Here is a 20,450-nt window from a genome sequence, read left to right on the forward strand (position 1 = left end):
CGGCTCGGTTGTCGTCTATCGTCGTCATTTCAACCACGGCCGGCCCTATCGTGCTTCCTCGACGATTGTCAATCGCGCCGGCAATGCACCGGTGCGAAACAGCAGGGCAAGTTCGTTGGCGCTTTCAGCCGTGAAATTGCCCGATATCTGGACTGTGCCATGCTCGATGGGCTCGCGGATGATCGGCGCCGAAATCACGTGATCGTCAAGGATCACGGCAAAGGGCTTGCCGATATTCCGCGTGGTCGCCCGTTTGAAACGTTCCGTACCCTTGGAATCGAGCCGCAATGCGACGACAGGCTCGCCGGCCGAGGTCGCGTTGACCTCCAGCACATTTTCGCCCGAAACCACCACCCGGTTTTCGATCAGATAGGGAACCGGCGGATCATCCAGCGTGTAAAGCACCGTTGAACCGACAGGCGGCCGACCGTTGACTGCATCGTCCACAGGCATCGACGTGTCGACCAATTGGAAACTCAGTCGGCCTGGCCGGACGAGGGTTTGTGCCAAGCTGTGCAAATCCGCGACGCTTGGCGGCTGAACCAATATGCCGTCGTCCGTCGGCTGGATCGCGGAATCGGCGATGCCAAGTTCGTCCAGGCGTTTTTTGAGAACCTCGATCGACCGCGTGAGCGCTGCCGACGTTCTATACTTCGCGCCGGCGTCCGTCATTGTGAGCTTCAGCAGGCCGGGCTCACTGTCGTCCAGCGCAATTTCCTGGATTGGCCCATCCTTGCCGGCGATCGGATCAAGCAGGGTCTTGAGCGCAGCCTTGGCGGCCTCGACCTGCGCCGGATCACTTATGCGCACCTGAGCCGCGCGGCCCTCTACGACAAGGCCGCTATAGTTGATCCTGGGTTCGGTGCCGCGCAGCAACGTCCCGATCTGGTCGCGCATCGTCTTCAGCCGGCTGTTGATCAGCGCGTCCATATCCAGGTGAAGCAAAATATGCGTGCCCGATACCGATGCGAAAGCATTCGACGTGCCGAAGACCATTGAGACCAGGGCAAGCCCGATCAAGATGACCCTCAGGCGCGAAAGATAGACCATATGCCGCCGTTCGTCAGAACTCTGCCCGCGGCCATCGCCGCTTGAATTTCGCCTACTTCTTGGCGTTCTGGTTCGCCACCGGCTCGCCCTTGACCCGCACATCCGAGATCGTCGAGCGCAGCGCGGTCACCTTGGTTCCGCCGCCAAGATCGATCTCCAGCTCATTGTCGTCGATCACCTTGGTCACCTTGCCGACGAAGCCGCCGCCGGTCACCACCGTATCGCCGCGGCGCACCGCCGACAGCATTTCCTGACGCTTCTTCAGCTGCGCGCGCTGCGGCCGGATGATCAGAAAATACATGATCACGAAAATCAGGACAAACGGCAAAATGCTGATGAACATGTCTGGCGAGGCGCCGATGCCTTGGGCGTATGCCGGTGTAACGAACATCGAGAAACTCCTGGATATGAAATACCGCCTGGGCGGCCCCGCGAAATTTGGCCGGAATATAGTCGGTAACGTTGCCAATGCAACTGCGCGACCCGCCAAATCCGTTGCTTTTCCAGCCGTTTGCGGCGTGCTAGAGCGTCGCAGCGGAAGCGGCTGCGAGCCCACCGAAAAGATGATGCTCCAACAAAAGCTTGGGGCTGGTTCTTGCAGCGATGTCATGGGAGCTGCTCCGCATCCTGAAATACCTCAACAAAAAGACCCAAAATGACCGACAGCCTGGAAGCCTTGAACAACAAACTGGATCGCCTGATCGAGGCGGTCTCTCGCCTCGCCCCGCCGCCGGTTCCGGAGACCGATCTCGGCGTGGCCGACTGCTTCGTCTGGCAGGCCGATCCCGGCTTTCTGGAACCTGTGCGCAAGGTCAACCGCGTCGACATCGGCCTGATCCGCGGCGTCGACCGGGTGCGCGACATCCTGCTCGACAACACCGAGCGCTTCGCGTCGGGCCATGCGGCCAACAACGTGCTCCTGTGGGGCGCGCGCGGGATGGGAAAATCGTCCCTGGTCAAGGCCGTGCATGCCACCGTCAACGCCTCGGACAAGCTCGACCGGCCCCTGAAGCTGATCGAGATCCACCGTGAGGACATCGACACCCTGCCCAAACTGATGGGTGTTTTGAAGGCGGCCTCCTACCGCGTCATCCTGTTTTGCGACGATCTCTCCTTCGACCACGACGACACCTCCTACAAGTCGCTCAAGGCGGCGCTCGAAGGCGGCGTCGAGGGTCGGCCCGCCAACGTCATTTTCTACGCCACGTCCAACCGCCGTCATCTCCTGCCGCGCGACATGATCGACAATGAGCGCTCTACCGCTATCAACCCGTCGGAAGCGGTCGAGGAAAAGGTCTCGCTTTCCGACCGTTTCGGCCTCTGGCTCGGCTTCCACAAATGCTCGCAGGACGAATATCTCGACATGATCGACGGCTATGTCCGCTATCACGGCCTGGCGATCGACCCAGACCAGCTTCGCGCCGAGGCGCTGGAATGGGCAACGACGCGCGGCAGCCGATCCGGCCGCGTCGCCTGGCAGTTCACGCAGGACCTCGCCGGCCGCCTCGGCAAGCCGCTGAAGGACTGACCGGCAAAACAACTGAAAAAGCCCGCTCCTGGCGGAGCGGGCTGAAGACGGCGGGCCGGACTGGAGGTCAGGCGGCCCGCAAAGGTTCTTATTCTATTCGAGAAAGCCGGCCGGATCGACCGGGGCCGAATTCTTGCGCACTTCGAAATGCAGCTTCGGCGAGTCGGTCGTGCCGCTCATGCCGGAAAGCGCGATTTCCTGGCCGCGCTTGACCTTCTGGCCGCGCTGCACCTCGATCGAGCTGGCGTGGCCATAAACGGTTACCAGGCCGTTCTCGTGGCGCACCAGCACGGTGTTGCCGAACTCTTTGAGGCCGTCGCCCGCATAGATGACGACGCCGTTCTCGGCCGCCTTGATCGGCGTTCCTTCCGGCACCGCGATGTCGACGCCATCCTTGCCGGAACCAAAGCCGGAGATCACGCGGCCGCGCACCGGCCAGCGCATCTTGCCGATACCGGTCGCGTCGGGCGCCACCGCATCCTCGTCCTCGGCCTGCTGGATGACCTTGGCGTCCTTCTTCGGCGGCGTGTAGGAGGCGAGCGTCTGCGACGGCGTGGTCTTCGTCGGCGGCTGCGTCGTCGCCGTCGTCACCGGGTCGACGGCGGGCTTTGCGTCCGCAGGCTTGGCCGAGGCGACAGCGACGGTGCCGCCGGTCGGGACCTTGAGCGTCTGGCCGATCTTGAGCAGGCCAGCCTGCATGCCATTGGCCTGCTTCAGCGCCACGACGCTGACACCGGTCTTCCTGGCGATCGACGACAACGAGTCGCCCTGCTGGACGGTATAGGTGCCTCCGGCACCGGCCGTGGCCACCTGCGGCGCGGGCTTGGGGTTCTTCGAGCCGCTGTCTGCGGCGGACGCGTCGACCTGGGCCGCCGGCTTGCCGTCCTTGACCTTCGGCTGCTGCGGCAGCACCGCGACCTTCTCCGGCGCGCCGGCAGGCTGCTTCGGAGTGTTCACCGGCTTGCCTTCGGCGACTTTCGGTTCCGTCTTGCTCGAATAGGCATAGGCCGGGATGACGATCTTCTGGCCGCTGCGGATGCCCTTCTTCGGATCGATCCCGTTGACCTTGGCGATGGCATCGGCAGGCACGTGGTAATGCTGCGCCAGGCCGGAAAGCGTCTCGCCTTCCCTGACCACGATTTCGGTCGCGTGCGGGGCAGCACTTGCACTGCGCACGGCATCGGGCTCGGCGGTCTTGAACGGCTTGGCCGGCGCTACCGTGCTGGTGGTCGTGCGGTCGACATGCGGCGCCGGGGCGAGCGCCGGAGCTGGAGCAAGGGCCGGGGCCGACGCTGTGCGCATCGGTCTGGCCGGTGCGGTGGCTGGCTGCGAGGGCGGCGGCAGTTGCTGCGCCGTGACCGGCTCGAGGCTGGAGCGGCTCACCGACTGGGTATGAGTGCCGTCGACCGGCGCCGGCGCGACCGTGTCGCCCGGATAGGGCTGGTCGACATTCTGCTTGTTGATGATGGCGCGCTGATTGTTGGTGGACGATGTGAAGACATCGTCGACACCATTGAAACGCATCGACTGGGAACTGCACCCGGCCGCCGCGCCGGCAATCATGAGCACCGCGCAACCGCGCGCCAGATTGCGTCTGTTTGCCTTCAAGTGATTGAATTGCATCGCACTAACCCGCACAGACCCGGTACAAACTGGTCATGATTAAAGCGCGTTAATGTTACTGGCCGGTTAACCCATTAGAATCCGACGAAAATTTTCTTAAAACATTGGAGAAAATTTTGGCGCCGTCGAAATTCGGGTGAGGCTGGGGCGGGCAAGTCGGCTTTGCGGCGAATTGCGCCCGGCTCTCAAGGCCGCCGACCAGGCGTCGTTCACGACCGTCGGCCCGCCCTTCCCGTTCAGCGCGGATCGCATCCGCCCAGGACGTCGATCTGGTCGGCTTGCGCCTGAATTTCCGCTGGAACGGTTGAGGTAGGGCTAGATAACCGCCGCGACGCTGCGCAGGATCGGCTGCAGCCTGACTATGCCGATGTCTTCGCGCTCGAAGCGGCTGCCGACCTTGGTGAGCTTGGCCAGGACCTGCTCCCCCTCCTCCGGGCCGATCGGCGCGATGACGACACCGCCGCTCGACAATTGGTCGAGCAGGAAGCGCGGCAGGCTGTCGAAGGCCGCCCAGCCGACGATGCGGTCGAACGGCCCTTCATTGGGCAGGCCGTTGGAGCCGTCGGCCTGGCGGGCGATGACGTTGCTGATGGCGAGCGCCTCGAAGCGCTGCTTGGCCTGTTCGGTCAGGGTCTTGTAGCGGTCGATGGTGATGATACGCGCCGCAAGCCGCGACATCACCGCAGCCGTGTAACCCGAACCGGTGCCGATCTCGAGCACGCGATTGCCCGGTTCGATGTTGAGCGCGGCGATCACCGCCGCCTGCAGATCCGCGCCTTCGATCGCTTCGCCGCATTCGATCGGCAGCATGCCGTCCGACCAGGCGATGGCGTGGAACTGGGCCGACAGGAAACCGCGCCGCGGTGTCGCCTCGAAGGCAGCGACCAGCGCCTTCGGCGCTGTGCCCCTGCCCCGCAGCCGCAGCAGGAAAGCGGCGAAACCTTCGCGGTCGTCGATGGCCATGCTCATGCCAAAACCCTAGTCATGACAGCGCCTTGGTCAATTGGTCGCGGAGTTCGTGGGCGGTCAGGTCGAGTTGCAGCGGCGTCACCGAAACCAGCCGGTTGCGCAGCGCGTAGAGGTCCGTGCCTTTCTTGCCTTCGACCGGCTCGCGGCCGAAGCGCAGCCAGTAGTAAGGCAAGCCGCGCCCGTCGCGCCGTTCGTCGACCCACAGGCTGTGCACCAGCTTGCCCTGCGACGTGACGACGGTGCCCTCCACTTCGTCGGATGTACAGTTCGGGAAATTGACGTTGAGCAGAATGCCTTCCGGCAGCGGCGTTTCCACCAATCGCTTGAGCAGCGCCGGCGCCAGCGCCTCGGTCGTCTCGTAAGGGACGACGCGATCCTCGCCGACATAGGAATAGGCCTGGCTCACCGCGATCGAGCGCACGCCGAGCAGCGCGCCTTCCATGGCGCCCGCCACGGTACCCGAATAGGTCACGTCGTCGGCGATGTTGGCACCGGAATTGACGCCGGACAGAATGAGATCCGGCGGCCCCGGCAGGATTTTCTTCGTGCCCATGATGACGCAGTCGGTCGGCGTGCCGCGCACCGCATAGTGCTTCTCGCCGATCTTGCGCAGCCGGAGCGGCTCCGAGATCGACAGCGAATGCGCGTAGCCGGACTGATCCTGCTCCGGCGCGACCACCCAGACGTCATCCGAAAGCGTGCGCGCGATGCGTTCGAGCGACTCCAGTCCCTCGGCATGGATGCCGTCATCATTGGTCAGGAGAATGCGCATGGTTTACTTCGGACCGATCTTCGCGACACCACCCATGTAGGGCCGCAGCACTTCAGGAATGGTTACGCTGCCATCCTCATTCTGGTAGTTTTCGATGACGGCTATAAGAGCGCGGCCGACCGCGGTGCCCGAGCCGTTGAGCGTGTGGACGAAGCGGTTGCCCTTGCCGTCCTTGTCCTTGTAGCGCGCATCCATGCGCCTGGCCTGGAAATCGCCGCAGACCGAGCAGGACGAGATCTCGCGATAGGCGTTCTGGCCCGGCAACCAGACCTCGATGTCATAGGTCTTGCGCGCGCCGAAACCCATGTCGCCGGTGCAGAGCGTCACGGTACGGAATGGCAGGCCGAGCCGCTTCAGGACCTCCTCGGCGCATTGCGTCATGCGCTCGTGCTCGGCGAGCGAGCTTTCCTGGTCGGTGATCGACACCAGCTCGACCTTGTAGAACTGGTGCTGGCGCAGCATGCCGCGCGTGTCGCGACCGGCCGAGCCCGCTTCCGAGCGGAAGCACGGCGTCAGCGCGGTGTAGCGCAGCGGCAGCTTCTCATGCGCCGTGATCTCCTCGCGCACGAGGTTGGTCAGCGGCACTTCCGCGGTGGGGATCAAGCCTAGGCGCCCGTCGCCATGCGACGTGAAGAACAGGTCCTGCTCGAATTTCGGCAACTGGTTGGTGCCGAAAAGCACTTCGTCGCGCACCATCAGCGGCGGGATGATCTCCTCATAGCCGTGCTCGATGGTGTGCAGATCGATCATGAACTGGCCGAGCGCGCGCTCCATGCGCGCCAGCTGGCTCTTCAGCACCGTGAAACGCGAGCCGGACAGTTTCGCCGCCCGCTCGAAATCCATCATGCCGAGCGCTTCGCCGATCTCGAAATGTTCCTTCACCCAGTTCGGGCGCGTCGGCACCTCGCCGACGATGCGCTTGACGACATTGTCATGCTCGTCCTTGCCGACCGGCACGTCCTCCAGCGGCACGTTGGGCAGGACGGCAAGCGCGTCATTCAGCGCCTTGTCGAGCTCGCGCTCGCGCGCCTCGCCGTTCTGGATGAACGCCTTGATGTCGCCGACCTCGGCCTTGAGCTTTTCGGCGAGAGCGGCATCGCCGGAACGCATCGCATTGCCGATCTCCTTCGAGGCGGCGTTGCGGCGCTCCTGCTTGACCTGCAATTCGCTGAGATGCGACCGCCGCACCTCGTCCTTGGCGACCAGATCGTCGACCGTCGATTGCGCCTCGTCCGCCGACCAGGAGCGCTTCACCAGCGCCTCGACAAGGGCCTTCGGGTTGTCGCGAATCCATTTGATATCAAGCATGGCCGATCCTCAAAGTAAGGGTCGACGGCGTAAACCGCATCCGCCATCGATGCAAGACGGCGGGTTAGAGCAATTGCAGGAAAAGTGCGGACACGGTTTTCCGTCAGGAATTGCGTCAGAATAAAGAGGTAGAGCGGTGCTCTAGGTGGACGAGGCGTCCGGCGTGTTGCCCGCGGCCGAACTCCCCGCCTCCGCCCGCTCGCGCGCCAGGCGGTCGCGCGCCTGAGCGCGCTCGATCATGCGCGACGACCAGATTGCGACCTCGTAGAGAATGATGGTCGGGATGGCGAGGCCGCACTGGCTCATTGGATCGGGCGGCGTCAGCACCGCGGCGACGACGAAGGACAGCACGATCGCCCATTTGCGCTTCTCGGCCAGCGCCTGCGACGACAGGAGGCCGACACGCGTCAGAAGGCTGGTCACCACCGGCAGCTGGAACACCAGGCCGAAGGAGAAGATCAGCGTCATGATCAGGCTGAGATATTCCGACACCTTCGGCAGGAGCGAGATCTGCACCTGGTCGTTGGTGCCGGTCTGCTGCATAGCCAGGAAGAACCACATCACCATCGGGGTGAAGAAGAAATAGACCAGCGAGGCGCCCATCAGGAACAGGATGGGCGACGCGATCAGGAACGGCAGGAAGGCGCTGCGCTCGTTCTTGTAGAGCCCCGGCGCGATGAACTTGTAGATCTGCGTGGCGATCAGCGGAAACGCGATCACCATGCCGCCGAACATGGCGAGCTTCACCTGCGTGAAGAAGAATTCCTGCGGCGCGGTGTAGATCAGCTCGACCTTGTGCGGGTCGAGCCCCGCCCACTGCGTCGCCCATTTGAAGGGAACGACCAGAAGGTTGAACAGGCGCTTGGCGAAGAAGAAGCAGACGAGAAAGGCGACGAAGAAGCCGCCCAGCGACCAGATCAGACGGCGGCGCAGTTCGATGAGATGTTCGATCAGCGGCGCCGACGATTTCTCGATCTCTTCCTTTTCCTTATCCGAAACGCTCACTTGGCGGCTCCCGCCGACTTCTTGGTTTCGGTTGTCTTCTTGGCGGCCGGCTTCTTCGCTGAGGGCTTTGCCGCAGCCTTGGAGATCATATTCTTGGCCGGCGCTTTTGCCGTCGGGGCTTTGGCCGAATTTGTTTTCGCCGACCCGGAGGCCTTCGCCTTGGCTGCCGTCGCCCTCTTCGCCGGCTGGGCCGGCGCGACGGGTCCCGACACCGCTCCGGTGACGGAGGCGTCGGTCATCGCTGGAAAGATCGGCGTGACCGGGGCAGCCTCGGTCCCGTTGTTGCCGCCAGGCATGTCCGTCGCGCCATTCTTGAGCGGCTCGGCGGCCTGCGGATCCGATGCTGCCGGCGTCGCCGCATCGGCGGCCGGTTTGGGCTTCATCATCGTATCGACGCCGGCCCGCACATCGGCCGCGGCCTGCTCGAACGGATTGAGCTGCTTGCGCACTTCGTTCATCGGATTGAGGCCGCGAAGGCTATCGATCGAGCTCTTGACGTCGTCGAGTTCGGCCTCCTTCAACGCATCGTTGAACTGCTTCTGGAAGTCGCCGGCCATGGCGCGCAATTTGGCCGCGGTACGGCCGAAGGTGCGCAACATGTTGGGCAAATCCTTGGGCCCGACGACCACGATCATGACGACCGCGATCACCAGCAGTTCGCTCCAACCGACTTCGAACATGGCAATCTATTCCGGCGACAGCGCTTGGCTCAGCTCTTGCTGGCTTTTTCCTTCACGGCCGAAACAGTCTCGTCGGCGCGGTGTTCGACGGTGCGCTTGTCGTCCGCGACGTCGTCGTCAGCCATGCCTTTCTTGAAGCTCTTGATGCCTTTTGCCATGTCGCCCATCAGTTCGGGGATCTTGCCGCGGCCGAACACCAGTAGCACGATGACCAGCACGATCATCCAGTGCCAAATCGAAAATGAACCCATTGCCAATCTCTCTCGAATGTTTTCCCTGGCGATGATCTATGCGCTTTCGCTCGGGGATTCAAACACAACCGCCACGAAGTTGATAAAATGGCTCGCGGATGTCACGCACTTTCGGCGTGAGCGGCTTGCTACCAATCCGCGCAGCCTTTGCTAATAGACCATTCGCGGCGATTTGATGGTCACTCGTCGGTGACGCGCGGCGTCAGCAGCCCGAGCTCCTCGAGGTCGATATCGGTCAGCGCGTCCTCATCCTCGGTCAGCGTGTCCGGATCGGCGGGCGGCACCGGCATCGAGAAATTGGCCGGCATGCGCGTCGACAGCAGCCCAGCGCCCTTAAGCTCTTCCATGCCGGGCAGATCGCGGATCTCTTCCAGCGCGAAATGATCGAGGAAGGCATCCGTAGTGCCATAGGTCACCGGGCGGCCGGGCGTGCGGCGGCGACCACGCATCCGTACCCATTCGGTCTCCAGCAGCGTATCCAGCGTGCCCTTCGAGGTCTCGACGCCTCTGATGTCCTCGATCTCGGCGCGCGTTACCGGCTGGTGATAGGCAATGATTGCCAGCACCTCTAGCGCGGCGCGAGAGAGCTTTCGTTGCTGGACGGAGTCCCGGCTCATCAGGAAAGCCAGGTCGCCCGCGGTGCGGAAGGCCCAGGCATCGCCGACCCGCACCAGGTTGACGCCGCGCCTGGCATAGATTTCCTGCAGGTCCGCCATGGCGGCGGCAATGTTGACGCCTTCCGGCAGGCGCGCTGCAAGCTGCCTTTCGCTCACCGGCTCGGCGCTGGCGAAAACGATCGCCTCGGCCATCCGCACGGCCTCCGACAATTGCAGCCGCTCGGCGGGGTTCTCGATTGAGCCCTGCTCGGCCATCTCGTCTTCCGGCTCGTTCTCGACCTTGAACGGGATGACCGAAGCGTTGGCGCGTTCGCTCATGATACCACCTCGACTGCCCTGACATCTTGCGCGCGGCTGCGCAGATAGATCGGCGCGAACACCTGATCCTGCCGCACTTCCAATTTGCCCTCGCGCACCATTTCGAGCGTCGCCGCGAAGGAACTGGCCATCGCCGTGCGCTTCTCTTCCGGCGCCGCCAGATATTCGATCAGGAAACTGTCGAGCGTCGTCCAGTCGCTGACCGAGCCGATCAGCCGTGCCAGCACCTCGCGCGCGTCCTTGAGCGACCACACGGCGCGCCGGGCGATCGTCACATTGTTGATCGCCTGCCGCTGGCGCTGCTGCGCGTAGGCGGTAAGCAGATCGTAGAGCGAAGCTGAAAAGCTGTTGCGCTTCTCGATGATGACCATTTCCGGCATGCCGCGCGCGAAGACATCGCGGCCGAGACGGTTGCGGTTGACCAGCCGCGCCGCGGCGTCGCGCATGGCTTCCAGCCGCTTCAGCCGGAACTGCAGCACCGCCGCCAGTTCCTCGCCGCTTTCGCCTTCTTCACCTGGCTGTTTCGGGATCAGCAGCTTCGACTTGAGGAAGGCGAGCCAAGCCGCCATCACCAGATAGTCGGCGGCAAGCTCCAGTCTGAGTACCCGCACCTTTTCGACGAAGGCCAGATACTGTTCCGCGAGCGCCAGGATGGAAATGCGAGCCAGATCGACCTTCTGGTTGCGGGCGAGATGCAGCAAGAGATCGAGCGGACCTTCGAACCCCGCCACGTCGACGACCAGCGACGGGTCGCCGGTCAGGCGTGAATCGTCGTCTTCGGCCCACAGACGGTCCATCGGTGCGGCCTTCGGGGCCTTGCTTTCCAATGTCTCCGCCACCTGCCTTTTATCCCCTTTGGTTCAGGCCACCGCTTCGAAATAGGTGGCAAATTCGGCGCGTATCGCGGCTTCGTCGGCGATGTCGCGGCCCTTTATATAGGTCAGCGCCCGTTCCGCGCGTTGCAAGGACTTGCCGGACAGTGCCCTCGTGCGCGACGCGATCCCGGACATCTCCTCGAAAACGCCGTTGCAGTGAAGGACGAGATCGCAGCCGGCCGCAAGGATCGAGGCCGCCTTTGTCGGGAAATCCCCAGAAAGTGCCTTCATCGAGGTGTCGTCGCTCATCAGCAGGCCATCGAAGCCGATCTCGCCGCGGATCACCTGATTGACGACCTCGGCGGACGTCGTCGCCGGATTGTCGGGATCGACGGCGCTGTAGACGACATGCGCGGTCATCGCCATCGGCAGCTCGTTGAGCGCCTTGAACGGGGCGAAATCATGCCGGCGCAATTCGTCGAGCGGCGTATCGACGGTCGGCAGCGCGAAATGCGTGTCGGCAAAGGCGCGGCCGTGGCCGGGGATGTGCTTCATCACAGGCAACACGCCGCCGGATATCAGGCCCTTGGCCGAAGCCAGGCCGAGCTCGATAACGGCATTGGGCTCCTTGCCATAGGCGCGCGCGCCGATGACGTCGCTGGCGCCCTCGACCGGAACGTCGAGCACCGGCAGGCAGTCGGCCGTGATGCCCAGGCGGGAGAGATCGAAGGCATGCAGCCGCGCCAGAAGCCAGGCAGCGCGGCGGCCGGCTTCACGATCATCGCGCCACAGGGCGCCTAGCGCGCCGCCGGCCGGATAGTTGGGCGCCAGAGGCGGACGCAGGCGCTGCACCCGGCCGCCTTCCTGGTCGATGAAGACCGGGGCGTCCGGGCGGCCGACACAGTCGCGCATAGAGGCGACCAGGTCGCGGATCTGCCTGGCCTCGCCGATGTTGCGCGCGAACAGGATGAAGCCCCATGGACGTTCGTCGCGGTAGAAGCGGATTTCGTCATCGGTGAGGGACTTCCCGGCGCAGCCGAGGATCATGGATTTTGATTCGCTCATGCAGGCGAGCTTAAGGCTTTGGCCGAGCAAAGGGAATCACCCCCGGCCCCAGACGCCCGCAAGCCCATCGACGGTCCACAACGAAAAGCCGGCGCGGCCCTGCGGCGGCGCCGGCTTTTCGAAGTCTGGATCGATCAGCGCGAGACGAAGCAGTTGCCCCCGGCCGCCTTGTAGCTGGTGCAGAGCGCGATGGCGTCGTTGCGCGACTTCGCCGGAACGCGAACACGGTAGAACGTGCCCTTGCCCGCGACTTCCGCCTTGACGATGCTGGCGGTACGGCCCGAAAGCACGCTGGCGTAGCGGCGCTGTAGATCCTGATAGGTCGACTGCGCGCTTTCTACCGTCGGCTGCGAGGCGATCTGCATCGACCATGAGCCGCTGCCGGCGGCCGCTGCCGGATCGATCGAGGCGACCTGGTCCGGCTTGACCTCGCCGACGATGTCGACCGGCTGGTCGGACGGGCGCGCCGGCGCCACCGGCACCGTTGCCGGCGTGTCCGCCGACTGCGCCTTGGCTTCTGTCTTCTTTGCGGGCTTCACCGGCTTGACGGTCGCGGCATCGGCCTGGTCGGCGTCGGAAGCCAGGGTTCCCGTCTGCTGGCCGTCGGAGGTCGGCGCGACATGCTGCGGCGCCGGATCGCTCGGCTCGGCCGCCGCGACCTTCGGCGCGACCGGGGCCGGATCCTCGCGCGGCACCAGCGAGCCGTCAGGCTTCACCATCATGGTCTTCACCTTGCGCGGCGCGACGGCGACGACGTCGTTGTTGGCCCCGTTGTCGGCATCCTGCTGCAGCACCTGGGCAATGCGGTCTTCCGACTTCGGCGCCGATGCTGCCGGCTGCGCGCTTGCCGGCGCGGCTGGCTGAGCGCTTTCGGGCGCAGCCGCTTGCGCGACGCCAGGCAACGCTGAGCCTGGATTGTCGGCGGTATCGGCGCCGGCTGCGGCGTCGGTGTTGCCGGGCGAAAGATCGACCACGCGGCTCTGCTGCGGTTCCTTCGATGCCAGGTCCACGGGCTGCTCGGTCGTGTTCACCAGCTTCTGTTGCACAGGCTCGGTGGGCTTGGTTGCGCCGCCGCCCTTGGCGACCGCGTCATAAACCTTGTTGTCCTGGTTGGGCACCACCGTGCCGCCCGGATTTTCGGGCTTCACCTTGATCGGCGAATTGTCGGCCTTGACGATCACCGGAGCCTCGCTGCCGCCCTTGCCGCCGAAGGAGAAGGCCAGGGCGCCAAGGCCGCCGAGAACCACCACTGCGCCGACCAGTGCCGCCATCGTCGTTCCGCGCCGGCGTGGCTGCGCCGCCTCGCGCTCGGCAAGCCCTGGGATCGCCATCGCCTCTTCGAGCTCGGGATCGTAATCGAGCTCATCGGTGGCGAAAGCGTCCGCCTGCGAAACCGGCCGGCTGCCAGGCAGGTCGTCGGCGTCGTAACCGTTCGCGGCGGCAAACGAAGCCGGGGCGACCGGAGCGGCCGGCGCCTCGGCGCGCAAGTCGCGGCGGTCGTAGCCGTTGAAGCCGCCCCTGTAGGATTCGTCGTCATAGCCCCGGTTCTGCACCGGCGCCGACGCGATCTCGGTCGCGTTCATGTCGGTGAGCAGGGTGGCGAATTCCGCATCGAGATCGTCGTAGGCGGCCGCCGACGGCTGATCCTCCTCGAAGCTGAGCTCCGGAATGTCTAGGTCGTCCGCGAGCGCGACCACGCGCTCCGGCACGTCGACCGTCTCGACATCCGGCATGTCGTCCTGCTGGCGGGGCTCCGGCGGAGTGGTCTGCGCCGGCTTGGCATAGGCGGAATGATCGATTGCCGGTTCGCTGCGATAGGCAGGCGCGGCCATCTGCGCGGGCGCCGAGGGCGCCGGCTGTGCGGCAAAGGAAGCTTGCACCGCGGGAGCGGAGGTCGGGGTCGAACGGCTCCACGACTTGGCCGGTCCCGTAGACTGCGAATGCAGCCAATCGGACGAACTTGCCTCAGACTTCGCCCTAGCGGCCGCTTGCTCGGCCTCGATGCTCTTGGCGAAAGCGGCTCCGAAAGCGTCGTCGTCGAATTCAATGCCGGACTCAGTCTTGGCGGACACAGTCTTGCCTGACTCAGTCCGGGAAGACTCAGTCTTGGGCGAGACGGCAAAATCCTGATGATCGAGTTCGCCGGCGAGCAGGCCGTCCAGGCCGCTCTCGATCGGCTGAATGTCCTGGCCGTTCTGCGCGACCTGGTTCTCGTCGAGGTCCCAGTCGAGATCGTCGGCCGCGGGCTTCTCGCTTGGGTAGCTGTCAGATTGCGCAACCAGCCGTGGCGCCGGGACGGGCTCCTTGACGGTCGGCATCGGCCGCGCGGTCATGGCGCCGAGCAGCGCATTGAGCTCGTCTTCGAGGCTGCGCTCGCTGGCGGCCGGCTTGACCGGCTCGACGGCGGCGACCGGCGGCACCGGAGCAGCGACGACGGGAGCCGGCTCGGCCACGGTGGGCTGCGACGCGGCGGCGGGCTCGACGGCCGGAGCTTGCGGCTCCTCGTTCAGCGCATCGCGGAAGCTCAGTTCGAAATCATCCTCAAGCGAAAGCGCGGCGGCATATTCGGGCGCGACGAACTCGGGCTCGGCGGCAAAGTGCGCCGTCTCCACAGGCGCCTCGACCATCGGTGCCCGCTCGTCTTCGAGCGACAGCTCCGGCTCATGAAAATCCTGGTCCTTGCCGTGATCCATGTCCTCGCCGATATCCATATCGGCATCGGTCGCCGCCTGGTCGGCATGACCGGCAAAATCATCTTCGGAAATCATCGGATCGGTCGCGTAAGCTTCGACCGGCTCGACGGCCTGCGCATGCTGCTCCGGCTTGTGGGTCTCGAACGACAGCTCGTCTTCGAGCGACATCTGGACCGCATTGTCGAAATCGGCGTCGAACGCCTCTTCGCTCGCCGCCTGCACAGCCTCGACGGCGTCCTGGCGGGCGGCAGCCGGTTCGCGATATTCAAGGTCGGCTGGCTCGTCGTCGTCGAGCTGGAAATCCTGGTCCAGCGAAGCCGCCATTTCCTGATCGATCGCAAGATCGTCTTCGGGCGCCGAGACATCGAGCGAACTGGCGATCGCCTTGTCGAAATCGTCGTCGAAAGCGACTTCCGGCTCAGAGGCGAATTCCGGCTCTGGCGACGGTTGCGGCGCGGGAGCGAAATCCGGCTCCGGTGCGCGAGCCACGGCGAAATCGGCGTGATCCGCCGCATCGTCGAACACGAAATCCTGTTCGAAGGACGCTGTAAGCTCGTCGTCATTCGCGGCGACGCCGGCGGCCTCGAAGGTCGGCTCTTTGCTGATCTGGTGCACGATAGCCTGCTGAGGGACCGGCGCGCTCTCCTCGGCGGAATCGAAATCGCCCATCAACTCCTTCTCGAGGTCGATGTCGAAGTCATTCTCCTCCGCGGCCTGATCGGCCGGCGTGCCCTTCTCGACCGCAGGGGTCGGCTGCCTTACGGGCTGGCGAGGGTCGAAGCCCATGATCCGGGTCAGTTCCGCGAACGGATCATCATCGGCGATGTCGCTATGGCCGGCTACTTTCAGCGGGGTTCTGTCTGCCATTATTGTTCCCGAACTCGCACAAAGTCGGACGCCATGGACGTCGCGCAGGGTTGGCCCTTACCAGCGCAATGTGGGCAAAAGGTGACAGGTGTTTTAGTTAAACCTAACGCATTTCGATCGGCGCGTCTGCCCCGATCAGCGTCAGGCCGGAGGTCAAAACATCCGAAACAGCCTGCACCAGCCCTAGTCTGGCATAAGTTGATTCTCGGTCGTTAACCTTAACAAAACGTAAGTCCTGGTTATCGTTGCCGCGATTCCATTGCGCGTGGAAGCCGGAAGCCAGGTCGTAGAGGTAGAATGCGAGCCGGTGCGGCTCCAGCGAAAGCGCCGCGGATTCGATCAGCCGCGGGTATTCAGCCAGCTTCCGGATCAGCGCGATTTCACCTTCGTCGGTCAGCGCCGCGACGGAGGCCTTGAGCCGGTTGCGATCGAAATTCGCCTCGCCAAGCTGCTCGCTCGCCTGCCGGAAAACCGAATGGCAGCGCGCCGAAGCATATTGGACGTAGAACACCGGATTGTCTTTCGACTGCTCGGTGACCTTGGCGAAGTCGAAATCGAGCGGCGCGTCGTTCTTGCGGTAAAGCATCATGAACCGAACCGCATCGCGGCCGACCTCTTCGATCACGTCTCGCAATGTGACGAAATTGCCGGCCCGTTTGCCCATGCGCACAGGCTCGCCATCGCGAAACAGCTTCACCAGCTGGCACAGCAGAACCGTGAGCTTGACCGTATCGCCGGCAACCGCGCGCGCCAGCGCCTCGAGCCGTTTCACATAGCCGCCATGGTCGGCGCCCAGCACATAGATCAGGTCGACGAAGCCGCGCTCGACCTTGTCCTTCAGGTAGGCAACGTCAGCGGCGAAATAGGTGAAGGTGCCGTCGGACTTTACCAGCGCCCGGTCCATGTCGTCGCCGACCGCCGTCGAGCGGAACAGCGTCTGCTCGCGGTCTTCCCAGTCGTCCGGCTTCTCGCCCTTCGGCGGCGGCAGCTTGCCCTTGTAGATGTGACCCTTCAGCGTCAGGTCGGCGATCGCCGCGCGGATCTTCTTCGCATTGTCGGCATGCAGCGTGCGCTCGGAGAAGAACACGTCGTGATGCACGTTGAGCAGCGCCAGATCCTCGCGGATCATCGCCATCATCGCATCGATGGCGCGATCCTTGACGATCGCCAGCGCCTCCTCATCCGGCATCTGCAGCAGGCCGCGGCCGAATTCCTTGGCCAGCGCCTGACCGACCGGGATCAGATAATCGCCCGGATAATAGCCGGACGGGATCTCGCCGATGTCGTCGCCAAGCGCTTCGCGGTAACGCAACAAGACCGAGCGGCCAAGCACGTCGATCTGACCGCCCGCGTCGTTGATGACATATTCCTTGGTCACGTCGTAGCCGGCGAAGGCCATCAAGTTTGCCAGCGCGTCGCCGACCACCGCGCCGCGGCAATGGCCGACATGGAGCGGACCGGTTGGATTCGCCGAGACATATTCGACATTGGCCTTGCGGCGGCCGCCGATCGCCGAGCGGCCATAGTCGCGCCCCTCGCCGATGATTGCTGCCAGATGCCTGTGCCAGAATGCGTCCTTGAGCCTGAGATTGACAAAGCCCGGCCCGGCGACGTCGGCCGAAGCGATGTCGGCATCGGCGCGCAACGCTTCGGCCAGCTTCTCGGCAAGCGCGCGCGGGTTCTGCCCGGTGGGCTTGGCCAGCATCATTGCCGCATTGGTGGCGAGGTCACCGTGGCTGGCGTCGCGCGGCGGTTCGACGGTGACGCGCGCCAGATCCGGTGAGGCGCCATCCTTGTCCTTCAGGTCGAGGGCTTCGACGGCCTTTATGATCCGCGCGTTGAAATCGGCGAAGATATTCATTGGAAATGCTCTGGGCTTAAGAGGCGACCGGCCGCATGGCCGGCAAAATCGAGGCCCGCCCTAGCTCAAATCGGGCGTATGGTCAAACAGACGCCGATGTTCCTTCAGCGCGTAGGTGTCGGTCATGCCGGCCAGGAAGTCGGCGACGCTGCGCGCCTTGATGCGATCCGCGGCCCTGTCGAGCCCTTCGCGCCAGCCGTCGGGCATGGCGCGCGGATCGGCGAAATAAACGTCGAACAGCTCACGAACAATGCGCTCGGCGTCGGCTCGCACCCGCATCACCTCGGGGTGGCGGTAAAGATGCTTGTAAAGAAAAGCCTTCAATTCTTTTTCGGCCGCAGCCATGCCCGCTGAAAAGGTGACCAGGGTTTCGCCCGCCGTCCGCACCGCATCGGCGCTGTCCGGCTTGAGGCGCGCGATATTGGCGGCGGTCGATGCGATGACGTCCTCGACCATCAAGGTGATCTGCCGGCGCAGCAGCTCGTGACCGGTGCGGACGTCGTCGAGCTGGGGATAGCGGGCGCGCACGCCCTGCAGGATCGAACCCGGCAGGCCGACCTCGCCCAGCATGTCCAGCGTCAGCAGGCCGGCGCGCAGGCCGTCGTCGATGTCATGGGTGTTGTAGGCGATGTCGTCGGCGATCGCGGCGCATTGCGCCTCGATGCCGGCGAAGCGGTCGAGCTCGAGGTCATGCAGCTCCGAATAGTCGCGGATCGCTTGCGGCACCGGACCCTTGAGCCCCTTGCCGCTGGCGTCGGTCAGCGGACCATTGTGCTTGACCAGCCCTTCCAGCGTTTCCCAGGTGAGATTCAGCCCGTCGAATTCGGCATAGCGCCGCTCGAGCCGCGTGACCACGCGCAGCGACTGCGCGTTGTGATCGAAGCCGCCCCAGGCGGCCATTTTTTCGTTGAGCGCGTCCTCGCCGGTATGGCCAAACGGCGTGTGGCCAAAATCATGGACAAGGGCCACGGCCTCGGCGAGATCCTCGTCACCGCGCACTGCCCGCGCCAGCGCGCGCGCGATCTGGGCAACCTCGATCGAATGTGTCAGCCGCGTGCGGTAGTGATCGCCCTCATGCGCGACGAACACCTGAGTTTTATGCTTCAGCCGGCGAAAGGCGGTGGAATGGATGATGCGGTCGCGGTCGCGCTGGAACGGTGTTCGGGTCGGGCTTTCGGCCTCATCGAACAGGCGACCGCGAGAGCGCGCCGGGTCGCAGGCATAGACGGCGCGGGGCCGATCGCCGAACCCGATGTCGCCGAGAGCATCCTTGCCGTGCCGCTCGTCCATTGACCCACCAGTTGACTTGGCCCCGCCTGCTTCATACCTATCATGTGAAACCGAAAGCAAGGTGACGCCGATGGGCGCGGATGCAAAGACTGCCATGAAGGTCGATATGACCGACGCCGCGGCAAAGCGGATCGCCAGGATTGTTGCCGGCGAACCGGGCAAGACGGCGCTGCGCGTCTCGGTCGAAGGCGGCGGCTGCTCTGGCTTTTCCTACAAATTCGACCTCGTTGGCGACCGCAACGATGACGACGTCGCCATCGAGAAGGACGGCGCGACTATCCTGATCGATGACCTGTCTTTGGTCTATATGGGCGGCTCGGTGATCGACTTCGTCGACGACCTGATGGGCCAGTCCTTCCAGATCAGGAACCCGAACGCGGTCGCTTCCTGCGGCTGCGGCACCAGCTTCTCCATCTGACCGGCTGAAACTTCCCGGGCTTGCAACGGCGCAAACGCCCCGCCGCATGTGCCATGGCAGGAATGCGGACGGACGACCTTTCTAAAGGCCGGCGCAGGCAATACGATCGGCTTCGTCGAACGCCTTTTGTCCGAACAGCATCGAGGCCTGCATGAAGATCGTCACCTGGAACATCAACGGCGTTCGCGCCCGCATCGGCAACCTTACTCATTGGCTGACCGAGAGCGCGCCGGAAATCGTGTGCCTGCAGGAGATCAAGACGGTCGACGACCAGTTCCCGCGCGCCGAGGTCGAGGCGCTGGGCTATAATGTCGAGACCAACGGCCAGAAGAGCTTCAACGGCGTCGCCATCCTGTCGAAGCTTCCTTTCGACGAGGTCAACCGCGGCCTGCCCGGCGACGACGCGGATGATCATGCCCGCTTCATCGAAGGCGTCTTTTCGACCGACAAGGGCGCCTTGCGCGTCGCTTCGCTCTATTTGCCGAACGGCAATCCGATCGACGATGAGCGGAAGTTTTCCTACAAGCTGGCCTGGATGGACAGGCTGGAGCGGTGGGCGGAAGACCGGCTGCGCCTGGAAGAGGCGCTGGTGTTGGCCGGCGACTACAATGTCATTCCGGAGCCCGTCGACGCCCGCTTTCCCGAGAACTGGGTCCGTGACGCGCTGTTCCAGCCGCAGACGAGGCAGGCCCTCCGCCGGCTGAAGAATCTCGGCTTCACCGAAGCGGTGCGCGCCGTCACCGACGCGGCCGGCGTGTACACCTTCTGGGATTATCAGGCCGGCGCCTGGCAGAAGAACAACGGCATCCGCATCGACCACCTCTTGCTCTCGCCGGAAGCCGCCGACCGTTTCTCGTCGGCGTCGGTGGAAAAGCACGTCCGCGCCTGGGAAAAGCCTTCCGACCACGTGCCGGTCGCGATCGATCTCAGCCTGCAGCCGGCCTGAGAAGTTTCGCGCTTCTACACTGGACCCAGATATCGCCACAAATCCCGTCTTTGATATGGATGCTGTGGGGGTTGAATGGCGATCCGATTTCTTGTCTTGCCGGTCGGCCTTGCTTTGGCGCTTGCCGCGCCAACGGCGGTGCTCGCCGCACCAACCTGTCTTGCCAACGGCAAGTCCTTCAATGTCGGCGAAACGGCATGCCTGACGCTGGCCGGCGAGAGCCATCTCGCCCGCTGCGACATGGTTCTCAACAACACGTCCTGGACCAGGATCAAGGACGACTGTCCGGGAAACGCGCCAAAACCGCATCCGACGTCGATGTCCCCGACGCCCGGCCCGGCGCCGACGGAGCCGACCGAGAAGTGAGGCGCTGC

General features: G+C 64.2%; 20 protein-coding genes. 5 read left to right on the forward strand and 15 right to left on the reverse strand.

Translation table 11 applies throughout. From position 1 onward, the window contains the following. Window positions 1-45 precede the first annotated feature (45 nt). The gene (locus F3H96_RS15930) at window positions 46-1,050 is read right to left on the reverse strand and encodes a hypothetical protein (RefSeq protein ID WP_149802680.1); all 1,005 of its coding nucleotides are present in this window, start codon (window positions 1,048-1,050) and stop codon (window positions 46-48) included. A gap of 52 nt (window positions 1,051-1,102) precedes the next feature. Further along, entirely contained in the window at window positions 1,103-1,441 is a 339-nt protein-coding gene (yajC, locus tag F3H96_RS15935) for a preprotein translocase subunit YajC (RefSeq protein WP_149802852.1), read from the reverse strand. Here yajC and F3H96_RS30580 point away from each other — a divergent pair. Continuing rightward, window positions 1,350-1,709 (forward strand): hypothetical protein, encoded by a 360-nt coding sequence (locus F3H96_RS30580; RefSeq protein WP_188131429.1) that lies wholly within the window; start codon window positions 1,350-1,352, stop codon window positions 1,707-1,709. The two genes, yajC and F3H96_RS30580, sit on opposite strands and share 92 nt — an antisense overlap. Continuing rightward, window positions 1,706-2,578 carry an ATP-binding protein gene (locus F3H96_RS15940; RefSeq protein ID WP_149802681.1) on the forward strand — a complete coding sequence of 291 codons (873 nt, stop codon included), beginning with the start codon at window positions 1,706-1,708 and terminating at the stop codon, window positions 2,576-2,578. The genes F3H96_RS30580 and F3H96_RS15940 overlap by 4 nt, the downstream gene beginning before the upstream one ends. A gap of 93 nt (window positions 2,579-2,671) precedes the next feature. Here the strand turns inward: F3H96_RS15940 and F3H96_RS15945 are convergent, their stop codons facing one another. The 13 genes from F3H96_RS15945 to F3H96_RS16005 all read right to left on the reverse strand — a co-directional run bounded on the left by F3H96_RS15945 (window position 2,672) and on the right by F3H96_RS16005 (window position 18,712). After that, window positions 2,672-4,201, reverse strand: coding sequence for a peptidoglycan DD-metalloendopeptidase family protein (locus F3H96_RS15945; protein WP_149802682.1), 1,530 nt, complete (start codon window positions 4,199-4,201; stop codon window positions 2,672-2,674). 315 nt (window positions 4,202-4,516) lie between these two features. Further along, window positions 4,517-5,170: a protein-L-isoaspartate(D-aspartate) O-methyltransferase gene (locus F3H96_RS15950; protein ID WP_149802683.1), complete on the reverse strand. Its 654-nt coding sequence runs from the start codon at window positions 5,168-5,170 to the stop codon at window positions 4,517-4,519. Between the two features lie 13 nt (window positions 5,171-5,183). Continuing rightward, window positions 5,184-5,942: a 5'/3'-nucleotidase SurE gene (gene surE, locus F3H96_RS15955; protein ID WP_149802684.1), complete on the reverse strand. Its 759-nt coding sequence runs from the start codon at window positions 5,940-5,942 to the stop codon at window positions 5,184-5,186. 3 nt (window positions 5,943-5,945) lie between these two features. Further along, complete coding sequence (serS, locus tag F3H96_RS15960) at window positions 5,946-7,250, reverse strand: serine--tRNA ligase (protein WP_149802685.1); 1,305 nt, start codon at window positions 7,248-7,250, stop codon at window positions 5,946-5,948. A gap of 141 nt (window positions 7,251-7,391) precedes the next feature. Then, window positions 7,392-8,255, reverse strand: a complete 864-nt coding sequence (gene tatC, locus F3H96_RS15965) for a twin-arginine translocase subunit TatC (RefSeq protein WP_149802686.1) — start codon at window positions 8,253-8,255, stop codon at window positions 7,392-7,394. Next, window positions 8,252-8,935 (reverse strand): Sec-independent protein translocase protein TatB, encoded by a 684-nt coding sequence (tatB, locus tag F3H96_RS15970; RefSeq protein WP_149802687.1) that lies wholly within the window; start codon window positions 8,933-8,935, stop codon window positions 8,252-8,254. Before tatB ends, tatC begins: the two co-directional genes overlap by 4 nt. A gap of 29 nt (window positions 8,936-8,964) precedes the next feature. Continuing rightward, on the reverse strand, window positions 8,965-9,186 hold the full coding sequence (locus tag F3H96_RS15975; protein ID WP_010909892.1) for a twin-arginine translocase TatA/TatE family subunit: 222 nt from the start codon (window positions 9,184-9,186) through the stop codon (window positions 8,965-8,967). A gap of 179 nt (window positions 9,187-9,365) precedes the next feature. Next, the gene (scpB, locus tag F3H96_RS15980; RefSeq protein WP_149802688.1) at window positions 9,366-10,121 is read right to left on the reverse strand and encodes an SMC-Scp complex subunit ScpB; all 756 of its coding nucleotides are present in this window, start codon (window positions 10,119-10,121) and stop codon (window positions 9,366-9,368) included. Continuing rightward, window positions 10,118-10,918: a ScpA family protein gene (locus F3H96_RS15985; RefSeq protein ID WP_149802853.1), complete on the reverse strand. Its 801-nt coding sequence runs from the start codon at window positions 10,916-10,918 to the stop codon at window positions 10,118-10,120. The genes scpB and F3H96_RS15985 overlap by 4 nt, the downstream gene beginning before the upstream one ends. A gap of 63 nt (window positions 10,919-10,981) precedes the next feature. Further along, window positions 10,982-12,001: a beta-N-acetylhexosaminidase gene (gene nagZ / locus F3H96_RS15990; RefSeq protein ID WP_149802689.1), complete on the reverse strand. Its 1,020-nt coding sequence runs from the start codon at window positions 11,999-12,001 to the stop codon at window positions 10,982-10,984. A 134-nt stretch (window positions 12,002-12,135) separates the two neighbouring features. Continuing rightward, the gene (locus tag F3H96_RS15995) at window positions 12,136-15,561 is read right to left on the reverse strand and encodes an SPOR domain-containing protein (RefSeq protein ID WP_149802690.1); all 3,426 of its coding nucleotides are present in this window, start codon (window positions 15,559-15,561) and stop codon (window positions 12,136-12,138) included. Between the two features lie 103 nt (window positions 15,562-15,664). Beyond that, window positions 15,665-17,422, reverse strand: coding sequence for an arginine--tRNA ligase (argS, locus tag F3H96_RS16000; protein WP_149802691.1), 1,758 nt, complete (start codon window positions 17,420-17,422; stop codon window positions 15,665-15,667). A gap of 60 nt (window positions 17,423-17,482) precedes the next feature. Continuing rightward, on the reverse strand, window positions 17,483-18,712 hold the full coding sequence (locus F3H96_RS16005; protein ID WP_149802692.1) for a deoxyguanosinetriphosphate triphosphohydrolase: 1,230 nt from the start codon (window positions 18,710-18,712) through the stop codon (window positions 17,483-17,485). 70 nt (window positions 18,713-18,782) lie between these two features. Between F3H96_RS16005 and erpA the strand changes: the two genes are divergently transcribed. The 3 genes from erpA (at window position 18,783) to F3H96_RS16020 (ending at window position 20,442) form a co-directional block, all read left to right on the forward strand. Further along, entirely contained in the window at window positions 18,783-19,130 is a 348-nt protein-coding gene (erpA, locus tag F3H96_RS16010; RefSeq protein ID WP_149802693.1) for an iron-sulfur cluster insertion protein ErpA, read from the forward strand. 151 nt (window positions 19,131-19,281) lie between these two features. Beyond that, window positions 19,282-20,076 (forward strand): exodeoxyribonuclease III, encoded by a 795-nt coding sequence (gene xth / locus F3H96_RS16015; protein WP_149802694.1) that lies wholly within the window; start codon window positions 19,282-19,284, stop codon window positions 20,074-20,076. Window positions 20,077-20,151: 75 nt separating this feature from the next. Next, on the forward strand, window positions 20,152-20,442 hold the full coding sequence (locus F3H96_RS16020) for a hypothetical protein (RefSeq protein WP_149802695.1): 291 nt from the start codon (window positions 20,152-20,154) through the stop codon (window positions 20,440-20,442). Window positions 20,443-20,450: the final 8 nt, after the last annotated feature.

Source organism: Mesorhizobium sp. NFR06 (assembly GCF_900115245.1).
Taxonomy (GTDB): Bacteria; Pseudomonadota; Alphaproteobacteria; order Rhizobiales; family Rhizobiaceae; genus Mesorhizobium.